20 protein-coding genes are annotated in these 23,231 nt (G+C 75.2%); 4 read left to right on the top strand and 16 right to left on the bottom strand.

Features of this window, described 5'->3' with window-relative positions:
- Positions 1-137: 137 nt before the first annotated feature.
- The 8 genes from ACI8AF_RS17930 to ACI8AF_RS17895 all read right to left on the bottom strand — a co-directional run bounded on the left by ACI8AF_RS17930 (position 138) and on the right by ACI8AF_RS17895 (position 8,989).
- Positions 138-755 (bottom strand): prepilin peptidase, encoded by a 618-nt coding sequence (locus ACI8AF_RS17930; protein WP_456541094.1) that lies wholly within the window; start codon positions 753-755, stop codon positions 138-140.
- A gap of 32 nt (positions 756-787) precedes the next feature.
- Positions 788-1,579, bottom strand: coding sequence for a shikimate dehydrogenase (locus tag ACI8AF_RS17925; RefSeq protein WP_456541093.1), 792 nt, complete (start codon positions 1,577-1,579; stop codon positions 788-790).
- A gap of 34 nt (positions 1,580-1,613) precedes the next feature.
- Positions 1,614-3,446 (bottom strand): endolytic transglycosylase MltG, encoded by a 1,833-nt coding sequence (gene mltG / locus ACI8AF_RS17920; protein ID WP_456541092.1) that lies wholly within the window; start codon positions 3,444-3,446, stop codon positions 1,614-1,616.
- Positions 3,443-4,096: a Holliday junction resolvase RuvX gene (gene ruvX / locus ACI8AF_RS17915; RefSeq protein ID WP_456541091.1), complete on the bottom strand. Its 654-nt coding sequence runs from the start codon at positions 4,094-4,096 to the stop codon at positions 3,443-3,445. The genes mltG and ruvX overlap by 4 nt, the downstream gene beginning before the upstream one ends.
- Before the next feature lie 2 nt (positions 4,097-4,098).
- Positions 4,099-6,780, bottom strand: coding sequence for an alanine--tRNA ligase (gene alaS, locus ACI8AF_RS17910; RefSeq protein WP_456541090.1), 2,682 nt, complete (start codon positions 6,778-6,780; stop codon positions 4,099-4,101).
- Between the two features lie 59 nt (positions 6,781-6,839).
- Positions 6,840-7,124: a hypothetical protein gene (locus ACI8AF_RS17905; protein WP_456541089.1), complete on the bottom strand. Its 285-nt coding sequence runs from the start codon at positions 7,122-7,124 to the stop codon at positions 6,840-6,842.
- Entirely contained in the window at positions 7,124-7,549 is a 426-nt protein-coding gene (locus ACI8AF_RS17900; protein ID WP_456541088.1) for a DUF948 domain-containing protein, read from the bottom strand. Before ACI8AF_RS17900 ends, ACI8AF_RS17905 begins: the two co-directional genes overlap by 1 nt.
- 102 nt (positions 7,550-7,651) lie before the next feature.
- Positions 7,652-8,989 (bottom strand): replication-associated recombination protein A, encoded by a 1,338-nt coding sequence (locus ACI8AF_RS17895; protein WP_456541087.1) that lies wholly within the window; start codon positions 8,987-8,989, stop codon positions 7,652-7,654.
- A 60-nt stretch (positions 8,990-9,049) separates the two neighbouring features.
- Here ACI8AF_RS17895 and ACI8AF_RS17890 point away from each other — a divergent pair, with 60 nt between their 5' ends.
- Both ACI8AF_RS17890 and ACI8AF_RS17885 read left to right on the top strand, forming a co-directional pair.
- Positions 9,050-9,886 (top strand): aldo/keto reductase, encoded by an 837-nt coding sequence (locus ACI8AF_RS17890; RefSeq protein ID WP_456541086.1) that lies wholly within the window; start codon positions 9,050-9,052, stop codon positions 9,884-9,886.
- 140 nt (positions 9,887-10,026) lie between these two features.
- On the top strand, positions 10,027-10,887 hold the full coding sequence (locus tag ACI8AF_RS17885; protein ID WP_456541085.1) for a DUF559 domain-containing protein: 861 nt from the start codon (positions 10,027-10,029) through the stop codon (positions 10,885-10,887).
- Here the strand turns inward: ACI8AF_RS17885 and ACI8AF_RS17880 are convergent.
- Genes ACI8AF_RS17880 through ACI8AF_RS17850 form a run of 7 tightly spaced genes read right to left on the bottom strand, consistent with a single transcriptional unit; the run spans position 10,884 to position 18,979 of the window.
- Positions 10,884-11,810, bottom strand: coding sequence for a hypothetical protein (locus tag ACI8AF_RS17880; RefSeq protein ID WP_456541084.1), 927 nt, complete (start codon positions 11,808-11,810; stop codon positions 10,884-10,886). The genes ACI8AF_RS17885 and ACI8AF_RS17880 overlap by 4 nt on opposite strands.
- On the bottom strand, positions 11,801-13,093 hold the full coding sequence (locus tag ACI8AF_RS17875) for a nucleotide disphospho-sugar-binding domain-containing protein (protein WP_456541083.1): 1,293 nt from the start codon (positions 13,091-13,093) through the stop codon (positions 11,801-11,803). The genes ACI8AF_RS17880 and ACI8AF_RS17875 overlap by 10 nt, the downstream gene beginning before the upstream one ends.
- A gap of 34 nt (positions 13,094-13,127) precedes the next feature.
- On the bottom strand, positions 13,128-14,219 hold the full coding sequence (locus tag ACI8AF_RS17870) for a pyridoxal-phosphate-dependent aminotransferase family protein (protein ID WP_456541082.1): 1,092 nt from the start codon (positions 14,217-14,219) through the stop codon (positions 13,128-13,130).
- Between the two features lie 19 nt (positions 14,220-14,238).
- Positions 14,239-16,014: an aspartate--tRNA ligase gene (gene aspS / locus ACI8AF_RS17865; RefSeq protein WP_456541081.1), complete on the bottom strand. Its 1,776-nt coding sequence runs from the start codon at positions 16,012-16,014 to the stop codon at positions 14,239-14,241.
- A 27-nt stretch (positions 16,015-16,041) separates the two neighbouring features.
- Positions 16,042-17,022, bottom strand: a complete 981-nt coding sequence (locus ACI8AF_RS17860; RefSeq protein WP_456541080.1) for an aldo/keto reductase — start codon at positions 17,020-17,022, stop codon at positions 16,042-16,044.
- Between the two features lie 2 nt (positions 17,023-17,024).
- Positions 17,025-18,287 (bottom strand): histidine--tRNA ligase, encoded by a 1,263-nt coding sequence (hisS, locus tag ACI8AF_RS17855; protein ID WP_456541079.1) that lies wholly within the window; start codon positions 18,285-18,287, stop codon positions 17,025-17,027.
- Positions 18,284-18,979 carry an MBL fold metallo-hydrolase gene (locus ACI8AF_RS17850; RefSeq protein WP_456541078.1) on the bottom strand — a complete coding sequence of 232 codons (696 nt, stop codon included), beginning with the start codon at positions 18,977-18,979 and terminating at the stop codon, positions 18,284-18,286. Before ACI8AF_RS17850 ends, hisS begins: the two co-directional genes overlap by 4 nt.
- A 186-nt stretch (positions 18,980-19,165) precedes the next feature.
- On the opposite strand from ACI8AF_RS17850, the gene ACI8AF_RS17845 reads away from it, so the two are divergent.
- On the top strand, positions 19,166-19,957 hold the full coding sequence (locus tag ACI8AF_RS17845; protein ID WP_456541077.1) for a peptidylprolyl isomerase: 792 nt from the start codon (positions 19,166-19,168) through the stop codon (positions 19,955-19,957).
- Positions 19,958-20,668: a peptidylprolyl isomerase gene (locus ACI8AF_RS17840; protein ID WP_456541076.1), complete on the top strand. Its 711-nt coding sequence runs from the start codon at positions 19,958-19,960 to the stop codon at positions 20,666-20,668.
- A 112-nt stretch (positions 20,669-20,780) separates the two neighbouring features.
- On the opposite strand, the gene ACI8AF_RS17835 is transcribed toward ACI8AF_RS17840, so the two are convergent.
- The gene (locus ACI8AF_RS17835) at positions 20,781-23,231 is read right to left on the bottom strand and encodes a RelA/SpoT family protein (protein ID WP_456541075.1); all 2,451 of its coding nucleotides are present in this window, start codon (positions 23,229-23,231) and stop codon (positions 20,781-20,783) included.

The following is a 23,231-nucleotide window of genomic DNA, read 5'->3' as shown; positions in this document are numbered from 1 at the left end:
CGAGGTCCGTCGTCCGGACCTCGACCCCGGCCGGGAGGCCCTCGAGGATGGCGGTGAGCTGCTGGCCGTGCGACTCACCGGCGGTCAGCCAGCGCAACATGGGCGGCATTCTGCCATTGGCGGCCGGGGCGCCCGGCTCATGGCAGGGGCACCGGTCCCGCGGCGGCGAGGGCGAGCACCGCGCCGACGAGCAGCGGCGGGCCGAACGGCAGCGCGGTGCGCCAGCCCACCCGCCGCAGCGCCAGCAGGAGCAGCGACACCACGGCGCCGACGAGCAGGCCGGCGAAGACCCCGGCGAGCAGCACGCCCCAGCCGACCCAGCCGAGCAGCAGGCCGAGCAGGCCCAGCAGCTTGACGTCCCCGAAGCCGAGCCCCTCCGGGGAGACGGCCGCGCCGAGCGCGGCCAGCCCGAAGGCGGCCGCCGCGGCTACGGCCGCCCGCAGCAGCGCGGGCCACGTGCCGAGCAGGGCGGCGTCGGCGACGAGGGCGGCGCCGCAGACGGCGTACGCCGGGAGCGTGACGACGTCGGGCAGCCGGTGCGCGGCGAGGTCGGTGCCGGCCAGCACGAGCCCGGCACCGGCCGCCCAGGCGAACGCCGCGGTCGCCGGGCGGGCGCCGGTGAGCAGCACCGCGCCGGGCAGCAGCGCACCGGCGAGCAGCGCGGTGAGGACGACGGCAGCGGCGGACGGGCGGGCGGCACGGTCGCGGGCGGCCAGCCGGGCCGCGGTCAGCGCCAGCCACGGACCGGCGGTCACGCCCGCGACCGTCGCGAGGGCGAGCACCACGGTCAGCGGGTGTCGAGCGCGGCGCGCATCTCCGCGATCGGCGCCGGGTGCCCGGTCATGAGCTCGACCTGGGCGGTGGCCTGCCAGAACAGCACCTCGAGGCCGCCGATGACGGTGCCGCCGGCCTCCTCGACGCGCTGCGCCAGGGGGGTCGGCCACGGCGCGTACAGGACGTCGAGGACGGTCTGCCGGGTGTGCCAGCCGAGGCCCAGCAGCGCGGGCTGCGCGCCGATCGGCACGGTGCTGACGACCACCGGGGCGTCGACCACGCTGCCGGCCAGCGGGGTGACCTTCGCGGTGACCCCGAGGGTGCCGAGGACGCGGGCGAGGTCGGCGGCGCGCGCCGGCTCGCGGACGGCGACGTCGACCTGCTCGGCGCCCAGCGAGGCGAGCGCGACGGCGGCCGCGACCGCGGTGCCACCGGCGCCGATGATCGCCGCGTGCGCCACCGACTCCACGCCGCCGAGCTGCAGCGCCATGCCGACGCCGGTCACGTCGGTGTTCTCCGCGCGCCAGCCCTGCCCGGTGCGGACCAGGGTGTTGGCCGCGCGCAGCAGCCGCGGCAGCGGCTCGACGACGTCGGCGGCCTCGGCGGCGGCCTGCTTGCACGGCATCGTCACCGAGAAGCCGCGCCACTCCTCGCCGAGGCCGGCCAGCAGCGTCGGGACGTCCTCCGCGCCCAGGTCGAGCGCGTCGTAGGTCCAGTCGGTCAGCCCCAGCGCGGCGTACGCCGCCCGGTGCAGCAGCGGCGACAGCGAGTGGCTGACCGGCCGGCCGATGACCGCGGCCCTCACGGGGCGCCGTCCGGCCGGCCGGTCGCTCCGGCCGTCATCCCCCGGGGTTCTCCCGCAGCCACTGCTGGAACAGCGCCACGTTGGCGGCGTGCTCCTCGGCCGTCGCCGCGAACCGGGTCTCGCCGGTGTCGGGGTTGACGACGACGAAGAACAGCCAGTTGCCGTCGGCCGGGGCCAGGACGGCGCGGACCGCCTGCTCGCCCGGGTTGTCGATCGGCCCCGGCGGCAGCCCGGCGTGCAGGTAGGTGTTGTACGGCGAGGGGTTGGCGCGGTCCTCGGCCGTGGTGGTGATGCCGGTCTTGCCGGTCGCGTAGTTCACCGTGGTGTCGAACTGCAGCGGCATGCCGGCGTACAGCCGGTTCTCGATGACCCGGGCCACCCGGGCCATGTCCTCGGCCGTGGCCGCCTCGGCCTGCACGAGGCTGGCCTTGGTGAGCACGGTCAGCCGCTGGTCCTCGGGCACCCCGAGCTCGTCGAGCAGCTGCGTGGTGCGGGTGACCATGCCGGAGAGCACGTCGGCGGCGGTGTCCCCGGGCTCGACGTCGTAGGTCGCCGGGAACAGCCAGCCCTCGAGCAGCCCGTTGGCGTAGGCGGGCAGGCCCAGGGCGGCCGGGTCGGCGGCGGCGGCCTCGAAGTCGGCCAGCGGGATGCCGGTCGCCTCCGCCGCGCGCTGCAGCACGGTGCCGGCCCGCAGCCCCTCGGGCAGGGTGACGCGGGAGACCAGCCGCGAGTTCGGGTCGAGCAGCAGGTCCAGCGCGGCCGCGCCGCTCATCTGCAGCCGCATCCGGTAGACGCCGGCCGTGATGCCCATGGCGGCGGGCTCGGCCTCGGCGGCGTCGACGAACGGCCCGACCGAGGCGATGACGTCGGCGGCGACCAGCGTGCGGCCGATGTCGCTGAGCGTGTCGCCGTTCTCCACGCGGACGTCCACGCTGCCGGTGCCGGTGCCGGTGTAGTCCTCGGAGACGAACAGCCCGAGCAGCTTCTGGCCGCCGAAGAAGATGCCGGCGCCCAGGGCGGCGAGGACGACGAGGGCGATCAGGACGGCGAGCGGCCGGCGGCGCTTGCGGCGCCGGCGGCGGGGCTCGTCGTCGGAGACGAACGGGATGTCGTCGTCGTGGTGGTCGTCCTCGTCGTGCAGGTCGTGCTCGTCGTGCAGGTCGTGCTCGTCGTCGTGCAGGTCGTGCTCGTCGTGGTGCAGGTCGGCCGGCTCGGGCGCGCGGCGGCGCCGGCGGCCGCGCCGCGACCCCTCGTCGACGTGCGCGCCGATGACCTCCAGGCCGCCGGTCTGCTCCTCCCACTCGGCGGGGACGGCGTCGTGCGTGTCGGTCGCGTCGTCCACCGGCTCACCCGGGAGCCCGGGCAGCACGGGCTGCGCCTGGGTGGCGTCGTCGTCGCCGTCGCGCCGGCGGCCGAGCTTCGCCCAGGCGCCGGGCGGCGGTGGCGGCAGGGGGGCGGAGGGGTGCCGGCCGGTGTCGTCGGCGCCGTGCCGGCCCCAGCCGGCCGGGGCGTCGTCCCGCCGGGACCCCGCCTCGGAGCCGTCGGGGTCGCCGCCGCGGTGCCGCCACTCGACGGGGACCGGGCCGGTCTCGTCGTCGTCGCGGTCGAGCAGCCCGGAGACCCGGCGCACGCCGCCGGTCGACGCGCCGGCCAGGCGGTCGGCCCGCCGCGGCTGCCGGACGGGGGCGACGGCGGCCGTGTCGTCGTCCCAGCGCTCGGACTCCCGGGACGGGTCCTGCGGCCGGGCGCCGGAGCCGGGCGCGGACCCGGCGGTCAGGGGCGGGGGCCAGGGGGCCGGGACGCTGCTCGCGGGCTCGTCGGGCGAGGCGTGCCGCCCGCGCGGACGCGGCGCGCCCGGCTCGTTCACGAGGAAGACCTCCGTGAATCGAGGAAGTGCTGGAGGATCACCACGGCGGCGGCCTGGTCGATCACCGAGCGCTGGGCCCGGCTGTCACGGCCGGCTTCCCGGAGGGAGTTGGCGGCGGTCACGGTGGAGAGCCTTTCGTCGACGTGGTGCAGCGGCACGGAGCCGATGCGGTCGGCCAGGGCCCGAGAGTAGGTCGCGGCGTCCTCGGCCGAGGCGCCCGACGCACCCGACAGGTGCCTCGGCTCTCCCACGACCACCTCTGTCACCTCGTGTTCCGCGACCAGGGCGGCGATCCGGTCGAGATCGGACCCGTCCTCGGCCCGCTTGACCGTCTCGAGCGGGCTGGCGAGCGTGCCGGTGGCGTCGGACAGCGCGACGCCGACCCGGACCGTGCCGACGTCGATCCCCAGCACCCGGCCGCGGCGCGCCGGCCGGGGCGGCACGGTCAGCCCACCCGGGAGGCCGCGGGACAGGTCGATCTCCGCGGTCTCGTTCGAGACCGGCGGGAACCCGCGCGTCAGGTCGATCTCGGTGGTCGGGTGGTACTGCGGCTGCCCCGGCGAGGTGCGGGGACGAGCGGGCGGGACGGCGGGCAGCCGGCGCTTGCGCTCGCCGACCGGGCCGGTGTCCTCCGGGTTGTACTCCGTCATCTCTACCTCCCGACGGCGGCCGCGACCGCCTCTTCTCCGGCCTTGAGCGCTGCAGGGATCCCGGCGGGATCGGTGCCGCCGCCCTGGGCGACGTCGGGCTTGCCGCCGCCGCGACCGCCGACCGGCACGGCCGCGGCCTTGATCAGGTCGCCGGCCGACAGCCCGCGGTCGACGGCGGCCGGGCTGAGCGCCGCCACCAGGGCCACCTTGCCACCCGCCGCCGAGGCGAGCAGGACGGCGGCCGGCCGGTCGGCGCCGAGCCGGCCGCGGACGTCGAGCGCCAGCGCCCGCAGGTCGCCGCCGGCCAGCCCCTCGGGGGCGCCGGTGACCAGGGCGATCCCGCCGACGTCGGTTGCCGACTGCGCCAGCGTGCCGGCCTGGGCGAGGGTCTGCTGCGCGCGCAGGTCGGCCAGCTCCCGGTCGACGTCGCGCAGCCGGGCGAGCATGCCGCCGACCCGCTCGACGATGCCGTCGGTGGGGGTCTTGAGCAGCTCGCCGAGCTGGCGGACCAGGTCGCGCTCGCGCGCGAGGTAGCGGAAGCCCTCGAGCCCGACGACCGCCTCGACGCGGCGGGCGCCCGAGCCGACGGAGGACTCGCCGGTCAGGGCCAGCGTGCCGATCTGCGCGCTGCCGCGGACGTGCGTGCCACCGCAGAGCTCCCGCGACCAGGGGCCGCCGATCTCGACGACGCGCACCTGCTCGCCGTAGGTCTCGCCGAACAGGGCGAGCGCGCCGATCGCCTGCGCCTCGGGCAGCGACATGTAGGTGGCGGTCACCTGGTGGTCGGCGCGGACGGCGGCGTTGGCGACGTCCTCGATGTCGTGCCGCTGCTGCCCGGTGAGCGCGCCCTGCCAGGCGAAGTCCAGCCGCAGGTAGCCGGGGCGGTTGTACGAGCCCGACTGCAGCGCCTGCGGGCCGAGCACCTGCCGCAGCGCGGCGTGCACGACGTGGGTGCCCGAGTGCGCCTGGCAGGCCGACAGCCGCCACTCGCGGTCGACCTCGGCGACGAGCTCGGTGCCGGCGCGCAGCTCACCCTCGAGGATGCGCACCTGGTGGGCGACCAGGCCCTTGACCGGCCGCTGCACGTCGAGCACCTCGGCGCGGCCGCCGTCCCAGACGAGCTCGCCGGCGTCGGCGACCTGGCCGCCGGACTCGGCGTAGAACGGCGTGCGGTCGAGCACGACCCGGGTGATCTCGCCGGTCCCGGCGGCGGTCTCGGCGCCGTCCTCCTCGAGGTCGGACACGACCCCGAGCACGCGGGAGTCGGTGCGCAGCGTCGAGTAGGCCTGCCAGTCGGTCGGGCCGTGGTCGGCGAGCAGCCGCCGGTAGGCCAGGACGTCGACCGAGCCGGTCTTCTTCGCGCGGGCGTCGGCGCGGGCGCGGTCGCGCTGCTGCTGCATCAGCCCGCGGAAGCCCTCCTCGTCGACGCTCACGCCCTGCTCGGCGGCCATCTCGAGGGTGAGGTCGATCGGGAAGCCGTAGGTGTCGTGCAGGGTGAACGCCTGCTCGCCGGTCAGCCCGGCCGCGCCGGCCTTCCTGGCCTCGTCGACGGCGGTGCCGAAGATCGTCGTCCCGGACGTGAGGGTGCGCCGGAACGCCTCCTCCTCGGCGTAGGCGACCGCGGAGATCCGGGCGAAGTCGGCGGCCAGCTCGGGGTAGCTCGGGCTCATCGCGTCGCGCGAGACCGGCAGCAGCTCGGGCAGGGTGGCCTCGTCGACGCCGAGCAGCTTCATCGAGCGGACGGCGCGGCGCAGCAGCCGGCGCAGGATGTAGCCGCGGCCCTCGTTGCCGGGCGTGACGCCGTCGCCGATGAGCATGAGCCCGCTGCGCACGTGGTCGGCGACCACCCGGAGCCGGACGTCGTCCTCGTGGTCCTTGCCGTAGGTGACGTTCGCCAGCTCGGCCGCGCGGCGCAGGACCGGGGAGACCTCGTCGATCTCGTAGAGGTTGTTGACCCCCTGGAGCAGGTAGGCCACCCGCTCCAGGCCCATGCCGGTGTCGATGTTCTTCTTCGGCAGGTCGCCGACGATGCGGAAGTCCTCCTTCGACCGCACGTCGTCGAGCTGGTACTGCATGAAGACGAGGTTCCAGATCTCGAGGAACCGGTCCTCGTCGACCACCGGACCGCCGTCCTGGCCGTGCTCGGGCCCGCGGTCGAAGTAGATCTCGCTGCACGGGCCGCCCGGGCCGGGCTGGCCGGTGTGCCAGTAGTTGTCCTTGAGGCCGCGGCGCTGGATCCGCTCGTCGGGCAGGCCGGCGATCCGCTTCCAGGCGTCGGCGGCCTCGTCGTCGTCGAGGTAGACGGTGACCCAGATCTTGTCGGGGTCGAACCCGAGCTTGCCGTCGGCGACGGACCCGGTGATCAGGTCCCAGGCGTGCTGGATGGCCCCTTCCTTGAAGTAGTCGCCGAAGGAGAAGTTGCCGTTCATCTGGAAGAACGTGCCGTGGCGGGTGGTCTTGCCCACCTCCTCGATGTCGAGGGTGCGCACGCACTTCTGCACGCTGGTGGCCCGCGGGTAGGGCGCGGGCTCGCGGCCGGTCAGGTACGGGATGAACGGCACCATGCCGGCGACGGTGAACAGCAGCGACGGGTCGGGCGACACCAGCGAGGCGCTGGGCACGACGGTGTGGCCGCGTTCCGCGAAGTGCTCGAGGAAGCGGCGGCGGATCTCGGCGGTCTGCATTCGTCTCTACTTCAGTTCGGGCGGGCCGGACGGGGCGGGTCCCGACCGGCCCCGGGTCGTCAGGGTCGGTTGTCGGCGGCGTGCCGGCCGGGCAGGGCGAGCTGGTCGCGGGTCGGCAGCGGGGCGTCGAGGCCGGTGCCGGACCGCAGCTCGGCCTCGCGCTCGGCGGCGGCGGCGCGCACGTCGGCGCCGAAGTCGCCGATCGCGTCGGCCAGCTCGCGCAGGCCGTCGGCGAGCGAGCCGAGGATGCCGGCCGGGGTCATCCTCTCCGCCGCGGCGGAGAGCTTGCGGACGACGAGGGCGCCGATCGTGATGCCCATGGCCAGCCAGAACAGGCGGCGCATCAGGCGGCCCGCCGGGTGGCGCGGCGCAGGCGGCGCGCGTCGCGGTCGCGGCGCGCGGCCTCGGCGATCGCCTGGCCCTCGCGCTTCTTGCGGGCGGCGCTGCGGACGCCGTAGCTGAACGCGGCCACCTTGATCAGCGGGCTGCCCAGGGTGGCGGCGACGACGCTGGACAGCGCCGCGACGTTGCTGGACACGTTGGCGGCGTTGCCGGTGATGTCGTCCACCCGCTCGAGGTTGCTGTTGACGTGCGCCACCGTCGTGTTGGCCTGCGCGAGGATCGGCGCTGCCTGCTCCCGGGTCTGCCGGATGGTCAGCGTCGTCTCGTCGAGCACCCGGCCCAGCTTGAGCAGCGGGATGGCCAGCAGCAGCACCAGCAGCACCAGTGCGAGGGCTGCGATGAGTCCGGCCCACTCTCCTGCGGACACGCGGTCTCCCCTGTCGTCGCGACGGTGCCGGGCGGACGACGGGCCCGGCGTGTGGTCACAGTAGTCGCGGGCCCGGTGGCCCGTTCGGGACGTGCCCGGGCGTCAGCGGGTCCGGCGCACGATCGCCCGCAACTTGGCCAGCCGCGCGGCGATGCCGGCCTCGGCTCCCCTGCTGGTGGGCCGGTAGTAGTCGCGGCCGACGAGCGCGTCGGGCGGGTACTGCTGGGCGACGATCCCGTCCGGCGCGTCGTGCGGGTAGCGGTAGGTCTTCCCGTGGCCCAGCTTCTTCGCCCCGGCGTAGTGGGCGTCGCGCAGCCCCGGCGGCACCGGTCCGGCCCGCCCGGCCCGGACGTCGGCCACCGACTCGCCGATCGCCACCGTGATCGCGTTGGACTTGGGGGCGGTGGCGAGGTGGACGACGGCGTGCGCGAGCGGGAAGTGGCCCTCGGGCATGCCGATGAAGGCGACCGCCTCGGCCGCGGCCACCGCCGTCTGCAGCGCGGTGGGGTCGGCCATGCCGACGTCCTCGCTGGCGCTGATGACCAGCCGCCGGGCGATGAACCGGGGGTCCTCCCCCGCCTCGACCATGCGGGCCAGGTAGTGCAGCGCGGCGTCGACGTCGGAGCCGCGGATCGACTTGATCAGCGCGCTGGCCACGTCGTAGTGCTGGTCGCCCTGCCGGTCGTAGCGGACGGCGGCCTGCGCCACCGCCGTCTCCAGGGTCGGCAGGTCGACCTCGGTGGCCCCGGCCTGCAGCGCGGCGCCGGCGCCGGACTCCAGCGCGGTGAGCGCCTTGCGCCCGTCGCCACCGGCGATGCGGACCAGGTGCTCCTCGGCCTCCTCGCTCAGCGTCACCGCGCCGTCGAGGCCGCGGTCGCTGGTCAGCGCCCGGCGCAGCAGGGTGCGGACGTCGTCGTCCTCCAGCGGCTGCAGGGCGAGGACCAGGGAGCGCGACAGCAGCGGGCTGACCACGGAGAAGAAGGGGTTCTCGGTGGTCGCGGCGATGAGGCTGACGATGCGGTCCTCGACGGCGGCCAGCAGCGAGTCCTGCTGGGTCTTGGAGAACCGGTGCACCTCGTCGATGAAGAGCACGGTGCGCCGGCCGGCGTAGGTGAGCTCGCGCTTGGCGGCGGTGATGACCGCGCGGACCTCCTTGACGCCGGAGTCGAGCGCGGACAGCTGCACGAACTGGCGCTTGGTGGCCAGCGAGATGACGTGGGCGAGGGTGGTCTTGCCGGTGCCGGGCGGGCCGTAGAGGACCAGTGACATGGGCTCGTCGGCCTCGACCAGCCTCCGCAGCGGGGACCGGGGCCCGAGCAGGTGCTGCTGGCCCACCACCTCGTCGAGCGAGCGCGGCCGCATGCGCACGGCCAGCGGCGCCCCGGGGTCGACCGCGGGCGCGCCGTCCTCGTCCGGCGCGGGGTCGAACAGCGACGTCACGGTTCCTGACGCTACCCGCGGGGCACGACGCTTCCCGTGCAGCAGCGACGCATCGGGGACGTGACCGTCAGCGCCATCGGGCTGGGGGCGATGCCCCTGTCGACCAAGGAGGACCGGCCGTCGCCGTCCGACGCCGAGGCCGTGGTGCACGCGGCGCTCGACGCGGGCGTGACGCTGATCGACACCGCCGACGCCTACTCCCGGGACGAGGCGGAGTTCGGGCACAACGAGTCGCTGGTCGCCGCCGCGCTGCGCTCGTACGGCGGGTCGGCCGGCGACGTGCTGGTGGCGACGAAGGGCGGGCACACCCGCCGCGGGCGCGACTGGGAGCTCGACGGGACGCCGTCTCACCTGCGGCGGGCGTGCGAGGCGTCGCTGCGCCGGCTCGGGGTCGAGGCGATCGGGCTCTACCAGTTCCACCGGCCGGACCCGGCGACGCCGTGGGAGGAGTCGATGGGCGGCCTGCGGGCGCTGGTCGACGACGGCCTGGTGCGGATGGTCGGCATCTCCAACGCCGACGTGGCGCAGATCGACTCGGCGCGCGAGATCTGCGGGGACGCGCTGGTGAGCGTGCAGAACCAGTTCTCGCCCGGCTACCGCTCGTCGCACGGCGAGCTGGAGCACTGCGCGGCGCACGGGCTGGCGTTCCTGCCCTGGAGCCCGTTCGGCGGGGTCTCGGCGGCCGGGTCGCTGGACGCCGCGGCACCCGCCTTCGCCGAGGTGGCCGAGGAGCTCGGGGTGTCGGTGTACCGCGTGACGCTGGCCTGGCACCTGGCGCAGGCCGACGTCGTGGTCCCCATCCCCGGCGCCTCGCGGGTGTCGTCGATCGAGGACTCCGCCGCCGCGGCCGACCTCGAGCTCTCGGCGCCCCACCTCGCCCGCCTGAACGGCAGTTGATCATCGGCAGGTGGCTGCCCCTTCCGGCGTGTCGGTCAGCCACCTGCCGATGATCAACGCGGGTCCACAGCCGGCGGCCTCGTCCACAGATGCCGCCGGCGGCGACCGTCGGCTCTCCGGGCGACCGAGGCTCCCGGGCCATGGACCCGCCCCCCGCGTACACGGCCGCCTCGGCCCGCGCCGCCGGCCTCACCCGGGGTCGGCTGCGCGGATCGGCGTACCTGCGTCTGAGCCACGACCTCGTCGTCCGCCTCGACGACGCGATCGACCTGCGGGAGCGGCTCGCGCTGCTCGCGACGGCACTCCCCCCGGACGCCGCGTACAGCCACCTGACCGCGGCTGCGCTGCTCGGTTCGCACGTCGACGCTCCTCCCCGACCGCACATCGCCCTGACACCGCGCCGGGTGCTCCCCCAGCGCGCCGACCTGGTGGTCCACGGACGGCTGCTCGACCCCTGCGACGTGGTGGAGCACCAGGGCCTGCGGGTCACCTCCGGACCGCAGACGTTCCTCGACCTGGCGCACCCCCTGCCGCCCGCGGAGCTGGTCGCAGTCGGTGACGCCCTGCTGCGGGCGGGACACCTCACCCCGGAGTCGCTCGCGCAGCGGCTCGCCCGAGCCGACCGGGTGCGCGGTGTGGTGCGCGCCCGGGCCTGCGCCCCGCTGCTGTCGGCGGAGGCGATGTCCCGGCCGGAGAGCCTGATGCGGTACTGGCTGCTGGCGAGCGACCTGCCGGACCCTCAGGTGCAGCTCCCCGTCCGGGACCGGTCGGGCCGCGTCGTCGCGCACGCGGATCTCGGCTACGAGGAGTGGAAGGTCGCGCTCGAGTACGAGGGGCGGCAGCACGCCGAGGCCGAGCAGTTCGGGCGGGACGTCGAGCGCTACTCCCTCATGGCGGCCGACGGCTGGCTGGTCCTGCGGTTCGCGAAGCGCCACCTCAACAGGGGGACGGTCCTCGAGCGCACCCGCCGGGCGCTGCTGAGCCGCGGCTGGCGCCCCTAGGCTTCGTTGATCATCGGCGGGTGGCTGGGCGACACGCCGGTGGGGGCAGCCACCTGCCGATGATCACGGAGAAGGAAAGCGAGGGAGGTGCCGGCCACGACGGCGACCGCCCAGGGCAGGAGGTCGCGGGCGGCGGGCGAGGCGGCCAGGCCGAACACCTGCCAGGCGGCCGCCAGCGAGTCGGGCAGCGTGCCGGGGAGGCCGGATCCCGGGCGCAGCAGCTGCTCCAGGTAGCCGGCCGCGGTGAGGGAGGGCGCGACGAACCAGGCGAGGAGCACGACCACCGGCCACCACGCCAGCCGCACCGCCGGCCGGGCCCCCGCGGCCACCAGGGCCAGCACCAGCACCGCCGCCCCCGCCCACGTCGACACGCGGCCGACGAGCTCCACCCCGGCGTAGGACCGCGAGGTGTCGACGAACGGCACCAGCGCCGACGACAGCCAGGACGGCGTCGCGCCCGCCAGCACGCCCAGCGCCCCGGCCAGGCCCGGCCGCCCGATCGCCGCCGCGGACCCGATCGCCCACCCGCCCAGCGACACCACGACCACGATCGCGCACAGCGCCGTGACGACGAGCGGGTCGGCGGCGAACGCGTCCGGCCCCTCACCGCGGAGGGCGGCAGCCGACGGCACCAGCGCGGCGACCAGGCCCAGCACGAGACCGGCGCACGTGGCGAGCACGCCGCGCGGGCGCCGGGTGGCCACCAGGCACAGCAGCCCGGCGGCGAGCCCGCCCACCAGCGCCCCCGTCACCAGCGCGCCCAGCGTCGACGCCGACAGCGGCAGTGCCAGCCGCGGGCCCACCGGCACCGCCCGCAGGCCGCCGAGGAGCCAGAACAGGTAGCCGCCGGCCCACCACACGACGGCCGCCATCGGCACGAGCGCCCACGCGGGCACCCGCCGCGCCGGTGCGCTCAGGCCCACGGATCGCCCGTCGCGCGCAGCACCGGCGACCGCGTCGTCCCCAGGCGCTCGAGCAGGTCCGCCGCCGTCGACGCGCCGCCGTGCCGGGCCAGCGACGCCTGCACGCGCTGGGCCGCGGCCGCGAACGACGGCTCCGCCAGCACCCGCGCGACCGCCGCCCGCACCGCGGCCGGCGACGGCCGGCCGGTGCGCAGGTCCACCCCGGCACCCGCCGCGGCCACGCGGCGGGCGATCTCCGGCTTGTCCAGCGTCGCACCGGCCACCACCAGCGGGACCCCCGCGCCGAGGGCCGCCAGCACCCCGCCCCACCCGCCGTTGGTGACCACCACCGCCGTCCGGGGCAGCAGCCGGTCGTAGGGCAGGAACGCGGCCTGGTGCGCGTTCGCCGGCACCCGGTCCCGCGGCAGGGCCGCTCCCCCGGTCGCGGCGGCCACGGTGACGTCGAGGTCCGCGAGCCCGGCCAGGGCCGGCAGCAGCAGGTCGGCCGGGTCGACGTCGTACGTGCCCTGGGTGACGTGCACGACCGCCCGGTCGCCGTCGAGCGCGGGCCACCAGGGAGGCAGCGGCCGACCGGCCGGTGGCGGGGCCAGCTGCCCGACGAAGTGCACCTGCTGCGGCAGGTCGCTGCGCGGGTACTCCAGCTCCGGGACGCCGTGGGCCAGCACCAGGTGCGGCGAGTAGAACGCCTCCAGCGCCCCGGCCGGCGACGGTGGCAGTCCGACCTCGGCCCGCACCTCGGCGGCCACGGCGTCCAGCCGACGGCCGAGCAGCAGGTACGACACCCGGCGCAGCGCGGCGTCGCGGAGGCGCCCGGCCGGCCCCCGCAACGGCGGGAGCGCCAGCCCGAACGGCGGCAGGTCGCGGCTGGGCAGGGCGAGCGGCACGAGGGCGACCGATGCCCACGGCGTGCCGCTCTTCTCACCCGCCAACGCCGAGCCGCCGGCGAGCTGGTCGGAGACCAGGAGGTCGAACGGACCCGCCGCCAGGATGTCGCGGGCCTGCCCGGCGGCGGTGCGCAGGAAGACGTGCTCGACGTTCGCCGTCACCGCCCGCAGCCCGCGGCCGTGGGTGACCTCGGGGAAGGTCGCCGCCAGGTCGGACTCCTCGAAGTCCGGCGCCTGCTCCCACGGCAGCCAGACCGCGCCGACGTCGGCGAACCGACCGCCGTACTTGCGGCCGGTGTAGGCCACCACCTCGTGACCGCGCCGGACCAGCTCGGCGGCGACGGCGGCCATCGGCTGGACGTGACCGGCGAACGGCATCGCCGCGACGAGCACGCGCACAGGGCCTCCCAGGAATGCGGAACGCCCCGGGACCCTAGCGGCCGAGGACCGCCTTCAGGGCCGCCAGCACCAGCGCCACGGTGTCCGGCCGCGCGTTGTGCCCCATGAGGCCGATCCGCCAGACCGTCGCCGCGTACGCCCCGACGCCGCCACCGATCTCGAGGTCGTAGCGCTCGAGCAGCTCCTTGCGCACGGCCGCGGAGTCGACGCCGTCGGGCACCTTCACCGTCGTCAGCTCGGGCAGCCGGTGCCCCTCGGCGGCGAACAGCTCGAGGCCCAGGTCCCGCAGGCCCTCGGCGAGCAGCCGGCCGGCCTCCTCGTGCCGGGCGTGGACGGCGTCGAGGCCCTCCTCGAGGATCCGGCCCAGCGCCGCGTGCAGCGAGACGACCATGCCGGTCGGCGCCGTGTGGTGGTAGGTCCGCCCGCCGCTGCCGGCCGCCTCACCGGCGTAGCCGCCGAGCATGCCGAGGTCGAGGTACCAGCTCTGCGGCTTCTCGATCCGCCGCTCCCACGCGCGGTCGCCGATCGTGAACGGCGCCAGCCCCGGGGCCACACCGAGGCACTTCTGCGACCCCGAGTAGGCGAGGTCGACGCCCCACTCGTCGAGCTGCACGGGGATGCCGCCCAGCGAGGTCACGCAGTCGGCGAGCAGCAGCGCGTCGCCCTTGCCCTCCGCCAGCGGCACGAGGTCGGAGCGGACCCCGGTCGAGGTCTCGGCGTGGACGGCGGCGATGACCTTCGGCGACGGGTGCGCCGCCAGCACCCGCTCGGCGTCGACCGGCCGACCCCACTCGTGCTCGACGGCGACCACCTCGGCGCCGCAGCGCGAGGCGACGTCGACCATCCGCTGCCCGAACAGGCCGTTGACCGCGACCACGACGACGTCGTCGGGGCCCACGGTGTTGACGAAGGCGGCCTCCATGCCGGACGAGCCGGTGGCCGAGAGCGGCAGGGTGCGCCGGTTCGCCGTCCCGAACACCGTGCGCAGCCGCTCGGACGTCTCGTCCAGGATCCCGAGGAACAGCGGGTCCAGGTGCCCCAGCAACGGGTAGCCGAGCGCGGCCACCGCCTCCGGGTACGGGTTGGACGGGCCGGGTCCGAGCAGGGTGCGGGCACGCAGCGGCATGCCCGCACCCTACGGGCGGCTAGTGGATCGGGTTGGTCGGGCCGGGGGCGCCCGGCTCGCCGGGCAGCGGCGGCTCCTCCGGCTTCGCGTCGATGCCGGCCTCCTTGCGCTGCGCCTCGGTGATCGGCGTCGGCGCGCCGGTCAGCGGGTCGTAGCCGGCGCCGGTCTTCGGGAACGAGATGACCTCGCGGATCGAGTCGACGCCGGCCAGCAGCGCGGTCAGCCGGTCCCACCCGAGCGCGGCGCCGGCGTGCGGCGGCGGGCCGTAGGAGAAGGCCTCGAGGAAGAAGCCGAACCGCTCCCGCGCCTCCTCCCGCGACATGCCCAGCGTCTCGAACACCCGCTCCTGCAGCTCGGCGTCGTGGATGCGGACCGAGCCGCTGGCCAGCTCGTTGCCGTTGACCACCAGGTCGTAGGCGTCGGAGAGCGCGTTGCCCTTGTCCTCGGCGAACCGGTCCCGCCACTCCGGCGTGGGCGAGGTGAACGGGTGGTGCATGAAGGTCCAGTCGCCGTCCTCGGTCTGCTCGAACATCGGGAAGTCGACGACGAACAGGAACGACCACGTGCCGGGCTCGATCAGCTCGAGCCGCTTGGCGATCTCGTTGCGCGCGGCGCCGAGCAGCTCCTGCGACGAGCGGCGCTGGCCGGCGGCGAAGAACACGCAGTCACCGGGCTTCGCGCCGACCGCCTCGACCAGCCCGTCGCGCTCGGCGTCGGAGATGTTCTTGGCCACCGGCCCGCCGAGCGTGCCGTTCTCGGCCACGGTGACGTAGGCCAGGCCGCGCGCGCCGCGGGACTTCGCCCAGTCCTGCCACGCGTCGAACGCGCGGCGCGGCTGCGAGCCGCCGCCGGGCATGACGACCGCGCCCACGTACGGCGCCTGGAACACGCGGAACGGGGTGCCGGCGAAGTAGTCGGTCAGCTCGGTGAGCTCCACGCCGAAGCGCAGGTCGGGCTTGTCCGAGCCGAAGCGGTCCATCGCCTCGCGGTAGGTCATCCGCGGGATCTCGGGCACGTCGTAGCCGGCGAGCTCCCGCCACAGCGCCCGGACGACGTCCTCGACGACCGCCAGGACGTCGTCGCGCTCGACGAAGCTCATCTCGAAGTCCAGCTGGGTGAACTCCGGCTGGCGGTCGGCGCGGAAGTCCTCGTCGCGGAAGCAGCGGGCGATCTGGTAGTACCGCTCGAGCCCGCCGATCATCAGCAGCTGCTTGAACAGCTGCGGCGACTGCGGCAGCGCGTACCACTTGCCCGGCTGCAGCCGCACCGGGACGACGAAGTCGCGCGCGCCCTCGGGGGTCGACCGGGTGAGGTTGGGCGTCTCCACCTCGACGAACCCGTGCTGCGCCATGACGCCGCGGGCCACCCGGTTGACCTCGCTGCGCAGCCGCAGCGTGCGCGCCGGGCCCTGCCGGCGCAGGTCGAGGTACCGGTAGCGGTACCGGACGTCGTCGCTGGCCGCCTGGTCGGTCTCGATCGGGAACGGCAGCGGCGCGGCCGCCGACAGCACCCGCAGCCGGCTGGTGACCACCTCGATCTCGCCGGTGGGCAGCTCGGGGTTCTCGTTGCCCTCCGGACGGCGGCGGACCTCCCCGGTCACCAGCACGCAGTACTCGTTGCGGAGGGCGTGGGCCTCCTCCTCGCGGACGACGACCTGCACGTACCCGGAGGCGTCGCGGAGGTCGACGAAGACGACGCCGCCGTGGTCGCGGCGGCGGGCGACCCAGCCGGCGAGGGTGACGGTGGTGCTGGCGTCGGAGGCGCGCAGCGTTCCGGCGTCGTGGGTGCGGAGCACGTCAAAGGGCCTTTCGAGGGAGTGGGGCTACCAGCGGTCGTGCACGTGGGCGCGGATGCGCTCGTCGTACACCCGCTCCAGGTCGGCCAGCTGGCCGTCGGTCAGGGGCGGGAGATCCGCGGCGGCGATGTTCCCACGGACCTGCTCGACGGTGCGCGCACCCGGGATGACGGTGGTGACGCCGGGCTGGTCGATGACCCAGCGCAGCGCGAACGCCGCGGTCGGCGCGTCACCGGCGATCTCGCGCACCTCGCGGGCCGCCTGCACCCCCACCTCGTACGGCACGCCGGAGAAGGTCTCGCCGACGTCGAACGCCTCGCCGTGCCGGTTGAAGTTCCGGTGGTCGTCGGGCGCGAACTCGGTCGACTCGTCGTACTTGCCGGTCAGCAGGCCGCTGGCCAGCGGCACCCGGGCGAGGATGCCGACCTGCGCCTCGGCCGCCGCCGGCAGCAGCTCCTCCAGCGGCTTGCGCCGGAAGATGTTGAGGATCACCAGGATCGTCTGCACGCCCGGGTGCTGCAGCGCGGTCAGCCCCTCCGCCACGGTCTCGACCGACACCCCGTAGGCGGCGATGGCGCCGTCGGCGACGAGCGAGTCGAGCGCGTCGTAGACCCGCTGGTCCGAGTACACCGCCGGAGGCGGGCAGTGCAGCTGCACCAGGTCGAGGCTGTCGACGCCGAGGTTGCGCCGCGACCGGTCGATCCAGGCGCGCAGGTTCTCGGGCGTGTACTGCTCGGCGGTGAACGGGTCGGCGCGGCGGCCGGCCTTGGTGGCGACGAAGGGGCGGTCGGACCGGGCCACCAGCGCCTGCCGGATGCGCACCTCCGACCGGCCGTCGCCGTAGACGTCGGCGGTGTCGAGGAGGGTCACCCCGCCGTCGAGGGCGGCGTCGAGGACGTCGGCGGCGGTGTCGTCGTCGACGTCCCCCCAGTCACCGCCGAGCTGCCAGGTGCCCAGGCCGATGACGCTCGCGTCGGCCCCCGTCCGGCCGAGCGGCCGCTGCTCCATCGTCACTCCCCCACCGTGTCACGAAGCCGCTCGAACAGCTCCCCGACCGGGACGGCGACCTGCTCCCCCGACCGCAGGTCGCGCAGCTGGCCGACGCCCTCGGCGAGGTCGCGGTCGCCGATGACGACGGCGTGCGAGGCGCCCGAGCGGTCGGCGGCCTTCATCGCGCCCTTGAGGCCGCGGTCGCCGTAGACGGTGTCGGCCGGGATCCCGGCCGCCCGCAGCTGCCCGACCAGCCGCACCGCGAGCCGCTTGGCCTCGGCGCCCAGCGGGACGACGAAGGCCTGCACGCCGGTGGACGCGACGACGTCCAGCCCCTCGGCCTGCACCGCCAGCAGCGTCCGGTCCACACCGACGGCGTAGCCGATGCCTGACACATCCGGGCCACCGAGCGCCGCCGACAGCCCGTCGTAGCGGCCGCCGCCGCCGATCGCCGACTGCGCGCCGAGCCCGGAGTGGACGAACTCGAACGTCGTCTTCGTGTAGTAGTCCAGGCCGCGGACCAGCTTCGGCGCCTCGGTCCAGGTCACCCCGAGGTCGGTCAGGTGCTGGCGGACGGCGTCGTAGTGCGCCCGGGTGGTGTCCGAGAGGTGGTCGACCATCAGCGGGGCGTCGTCGAGCTGGGCCTGCACCTCGGGCCGCTTGTCGTCGAGCACCCGCAGCGGGTTGATCTCGGCCCGGCGGCGGGTCTCCTCGTCGAGGTCGAGCTTCTCCAGGTAGGCGACCAGCTTCTCGCGGTACCGGGGCCGGTCGCCGCCGTCGCCCAGCGAGGTCAGCAGCAGCTCGAAGTCGGTGAGCCCGAGGTCCCGGAAGCCCTGCACGCCCAGCGCGACCACCTCGGCGTCGAGGGCCGGGTCGTCGATGCCGAGGGCCTCCATGTCGACCTGGGTGAAGTGCCGGTACCGGCCGGCCTGCGGCCGCTCGTAGCGGAAGGCGGAGCCGACGGTCCACAGCTTCACCGGCAGCGGGCCGGTGTGCAGCCGGTGCTCGATGAAGGCCCGCATCAGCCCGGCGGTGAGCTCGGGGCGCAGGGTCAGCGACCGGCCGCCCCGGTCCTCGAACGTGTACATCTCCTTGGTCACGACGTCGGTGGACTCCCCGACGCCGCGGGAGAACACGGCGGTCTCCTCGAACACCGGCGTCTCGACGTAGCCGTACCCGGCGCGCCGCAGCGGGGCGGTCAGGGTCTCGCGGACGGCGAGGAACCGCTCGGACTCCGGCGGCAGGACGTCGAACGTGCCCTTGGGCGCGCGCAGGTCGGTCACAGCCCCCGCCCCTTCGGCGCCGCGCCCTGGCCCGCGGCCGCCTCGGCCAGGTAGGGGTTGGTCGCCCGCTCGCGGCCGACCGTGGTCGCCGGCCCGTGCCCGGGGAGCACCACGGTGGCGTCGTCCAGGGGCAGGACGACGTCGCGCAGCGAGCGCAGCATGTCCTCCCACGAGCCGCCGGGCAGGTCCACCCGCCCGACCGAGCCGGCGAACAGCACGTCGCCGGCGAGCAGGCCCGGCGCGTCCCCCAGGTCGAGGGAGAAGACCACCGACCCGCGGGTGTGCCCGGGCGCGTGCCGCACCGTGAGCCGGACGCCGGCCAGGTCGAGGACGGCGCCGTCGTCGAGCGGGCGCACCTCCGACGGGTCGGGCAGCCGCAGCCCGGTGAGCAGCGGCGCCAGCGCGGGGCCGTGCCAGCGCGCGGGGTCGCTGAGCATGCCGCCGTCCTCGGGGTGCAGGTAGGCCGGGATGTCGTATCCCTCGCACACCGGCAGGACGGAGAAGGTGTGGTCGAGGTGGCCGTGGGTGAGCACGACGGCGACGGGCTTGAGGCCGTCGGCGCGCAGCATCTCCGCGAGCGGTGCGACGGCGTCCATGCCGGGGTCGACGACGACGCACTCCTGCCCCGGGCCGGGGGCCACGGCGTAGCAGTTCGTGCCGAACGCGCCGGCGGGGAACGAGCGGATGAGCACCCGTGCAGGTTACGCGGCGGTGATCACGGCGCCCCGGCGCGCCGGACGTGCCAGGGACCGCTCAGGAACGGGACCTAGACTGGCCCGTCGAGCGGCGGGAGCAGACCCCGCCCCGGGTGGCACAGCTACACCCCGTGCCGCCCGCGGCCACCCCGCCCACGAGCAGACCCTCCGAGGAGTTCGACCGTGCCGACCAACAAGCAGCGGCGGCAGGCCGCCCAGCGGCGGCTGCAGCGCCAGATCGAGCGTCGCGCCGAGCTGGCCCGCAAGCGCCGGCGGAACCTGCTGATCCTCACCGCCGTGCTGGCGGTGATCGTCGTCGGGGGCGCCGCCTGGCTGATCGCCGGCGTCGGCGGCGGGGACGACGACACCGCCAACGCCGGCGAGACGACGACGGCGGCCGAGCCGACCGTCGACGGCAGCGACGGCACGTGCGACTTCACCGAGGACGGCACCGGCACGGTCGGCGCGCCGGCGGCGGAGGTGCCCACCTCCGGGCTGGTCGACCTGACCATGACCACCAACTTCGGGCCGTTGGTGCTCACGCTGGACCAGGCCAAGGCGCCGTGCGCCTCGGCCAGCTTCGTCCACCTGGCGCAGCAGAAGTTCTTCGACGGCACCCCCTGCCACCGCGAGACCGACTCCGAGGGCCTCAAGGTGCTGCAGTGCGGCGACCCGACCGGCACCGGCACGGGCGGCCCCGGCTACTCGTTCCCGACGCAGGTCACCGGCGCCGAGACCTACCCGCGCGGCACGCTGGCGATGGCCAACTCCGGCCAGGGCTTCGACCAGAGCCAGTTCTTCCTCGTCTACGGCGACAGCCAGCTGCCGCCGAACTACACGGTCGTCGGCACCATCGACGAGGCCGGACTCGCCGTCCTCGACACCATCGCGGCCAACGGCAACGACGGCTCCAACGGCGCGGGCGACGGCGCCCCCACGCAGCCGGTGACCATCCAGACGATGACGGTCGGCTGAGTGCGCGCCCGCACCGCCCTCGGCGTCGCCGCGCTCCTGCTCGCCGGCCTGACCGGCTGCTCCGACACCGTCGTCGGGTCGGCGAGCCCGAGCGGGTCGGGCGGACCTCCCGGGTCCTCGACGGCCGAGAGCTCCGGCGGGTCCGGCACGGTGTCCTGCGAGTGGACACCGGACCGCGGCCCCAGCGCCGTCGACGCCGACGAGCCGGGGAGCACCGTGCCGGCCGAGGGCACCGCCGACCTGCTGGTGACGACCGGCCAGGGCGACCTCACCCTGACCCTCGACCGGGCGGGCGCCCCCTGCGCCGCCGCGGCCCTGGTCGCGCTGGCCGAGCAGGGCTTCTTCGACGGGTCGCCGTGCCACCGGGAGACCGACTCGCCGGGGCTGCAGGTGCTGCAGTGCGGCGACCCCACCGGCACCGGCACCGGCGGGCCGACCTGGGCCTACCCCACCGACGTCGACGGGAGCGAGAGCTACCCGCGGGGCACCGTGGCCATGGCCAACGCGGCCGACGGCTTCGACGGCAGCCAGTTCTTCCTCGTCTGGGGCGAGGCGCGGCTGTCGCCGGACTACACCGTCGTCGGCACCGTGGACGACGCGGGGCTCGAGGTGCTCGACGAGATCGCGGCCAACGGCAACGACGGCTCCAACGGCCCCGGCGACGGCGCCCCGAACGAGCCCGTCACGATCAGCACCATGACCGTGCGCTGACCAGGTCCCGACGAGCGGGGGCCGGAGGCCTCCGCGAGGAGCGGACGAAGCGGCTCAGCGGAGGTCGGGGACGGCCGCTGGCCGCGGTGTCGGCCGGTAGGCCGACGAAGTGTCAGGCGGTGACGCGCTCGACGTCGAAGACGCCCTCGACGTTGCGCACCGTCTGCAGGACGGCGCCGAGGTGGGCCGGGTCGGCCAGCTCGAAGGTGAACCGGCTGATGGCCACCCGGTCGCGACTGGTCTGCACCGACGCCGAGAGGATGTTCACCCGCTCGTCGGCCAGCGCCTTGGTGACGTCGGAGAGCAGCCGGTGCCGGTCGAGCGCCTCGACCTGGATCGACACGAGGAACACCGAGCCGGGCGCGCTGGCCCACTCGACCTCGACCAGCCGCTCGGGCTTGCGCTGCAGGTCCTCGGCGTTGGTGCAGTCGGTGCGGTGCACGCTCACCCCGCCGCCGCGGGTGACGAAGCCCAGGATCTCGTCGCCGGGCACGGGGGTGCAGCACTTGGCGAGCTTGGCCCAGACGTCGGTCATGCCGTGCACGATCACGCCCGGGTCGCCGCTGGCGGGGCGCCGGGTCAGCGGGCGGCGGGTGGGGATCGCCGTCTCGGCGATGTCCTCGACCGCGCCCTCGGTGCCACCGAGCGCGACCATGAGCTTCTCGACGATCGACGACGCCGAGACCTGGTTCTCCCCCACCGCGGCGTAGAGCGCGGTGACGTCGGCGAAGTGCAGGTCCTTGGCCAGGGTCGACAGCGCCTCACCGCCGAGCAGCCGCTGCAGCGGCAGGCCGGCCTTGCGCATGGCGCGGGTCAGGGCCTCCTTGCCGGCCTCGACGGCGTCCTCGCGGCGCTCCTTGGTGAACCACTGGCGGATCTTGGTCCGCGCGCGGGAGGAACCGACGAAGGACAGCCAGTCCTGCGACGGGCCGGCCGTGGGCGAGCGGGAGGTGAAGATCTCGACGACGTCGCCGTTGGACAGCTTGCTCTCCAGCGACACCAGCGCGCCGTTGACCCGGGCGCCGATGCAGCGGTGCCCGACCTCGGTGTGCACGGCGTAGGCGAAGTCGACCGGCGTCGAGCCGCCGGGCAGGCTCATCACGTCGCCCTTGGGCGTGAAGACGAAGACTTCCTGCGGGCCGAGGTCGTAGCGCAGCGTCTCGAGGAACTCGCCGGGCTCCTGCGCCTCCCGCTGCCAGTCGAGCAGCTGGCGCAGCCACAGCATGTCGTCGGGCGACCCGGGCTTGGTGGCGCCGAACTCGCCGGGGGCCGGCTTGCCGGCGGCCTTGGCCTTCTCCTTGTACTTCCAGTGCGCGGCGATGCCGTACTCGGCGGTGCGGTGCATGTCGTGCGTGCGGATCTGCAGCTCGACCGGCTTGCCCTGCGGGCCGATCACCGTCGTGTGCAGCGACTGGTACATGTTGAACTTCGGCATCGCGATGAAGTCCTTGAACCGGCCCGGTACCGGCTGCCAGTGCGCGTGCATGATGCCCAGCGCGGCGTAGCAGTCGCGCACCGAGTCGACCAGGATCCGGATGCCGACCAGGTCCCAGATGTCGGTGAAGTCGCGGCCGCGGACGATCATCTTCTGGTAGATCGAGTAGTAGTGCTTGGGCCGGCCGGTGACGACCGCCTCGATCTTGGCCGAGCTCAGCTGCTCGTGGACCGCGGAGGTGACCTCCGCCAGGTAGGTGTCGCGGGACGGCGCCCGCTCGGCCACCAGCCGCACGATCTCGTCGTAGCGCTTCGGGTAGAGCGTGGCGAACGCGAGGTCCTCCAGCTCCCACTTGATCGTGTTCATGCCCAGCCGGTGGGCCAGCGGGGCGAGCACCTCGAGGGTCTCGCGCGCCTTCTTCTCCTGCTTCTCCGGCGGGAGGAACCGCAGGGTGCGCATGTTGTGCAGCCGGTCGGCGAGCTTGATGACCAGCACCCGCGGGTCGCGGGCCATCGCGACGATCATCTTGCGGATCGTCTCGGCCTGGGCGGCGTCACCGAGCTTGACCTTGTCGATCTTCGTGACGCCGTCGACGAGGTGCGCGACCTCCGGGCCGAAGTCGGCGGTGATCGACTCGAGGGTGGCGCCGGTGTCCTCGACGGTGTCGTGCAGCAGCGCGGCGACCAGCGTGGTGGTGTCCATGCCGAGGCCGGCGAGGATCGTCGCCACGGCCAGCGGGTGGGTGATGTACGGGTCGCCGCTCTTGCGCCGCTGCTCGGCGTGCGCGGCCTCGGCGACGTCGTAGGCCCGCTGCAGCAGCGCCAGGTCGGCCTTGGGGTGGCTCTGCCGGTGCAGCGCGGCCAGCGGCTCCAGCACCGGGCGGACCAGCCCGCTGCGCTGGCCGGCCACGATCCGACGGGCCAGCCGGTCGCGCACGCGCCGGCGGGGTACCTCGCCGTCGGCACGGGGCTCGGTCGCGACGTCGTCGGGCCGGCGGACGGCGGGACGGTCGGGCAGCGGGGTCCGCTGGACGGGGGCGCCCGCTGCCGCGGCGGTGTCGTCCTTCCCCGTCGGGGTGGCCGCCCCGGCCCGTGCGGGAGCCGCGTCTGCGGCTGCATCGGGCGCCAC

Source organism: Blastococcus sp. SYSU D00669 (assembly GCF_054050715.1).
This window is presented reverse-complemented; position numbering and strand designations above follow the sequence as displayed.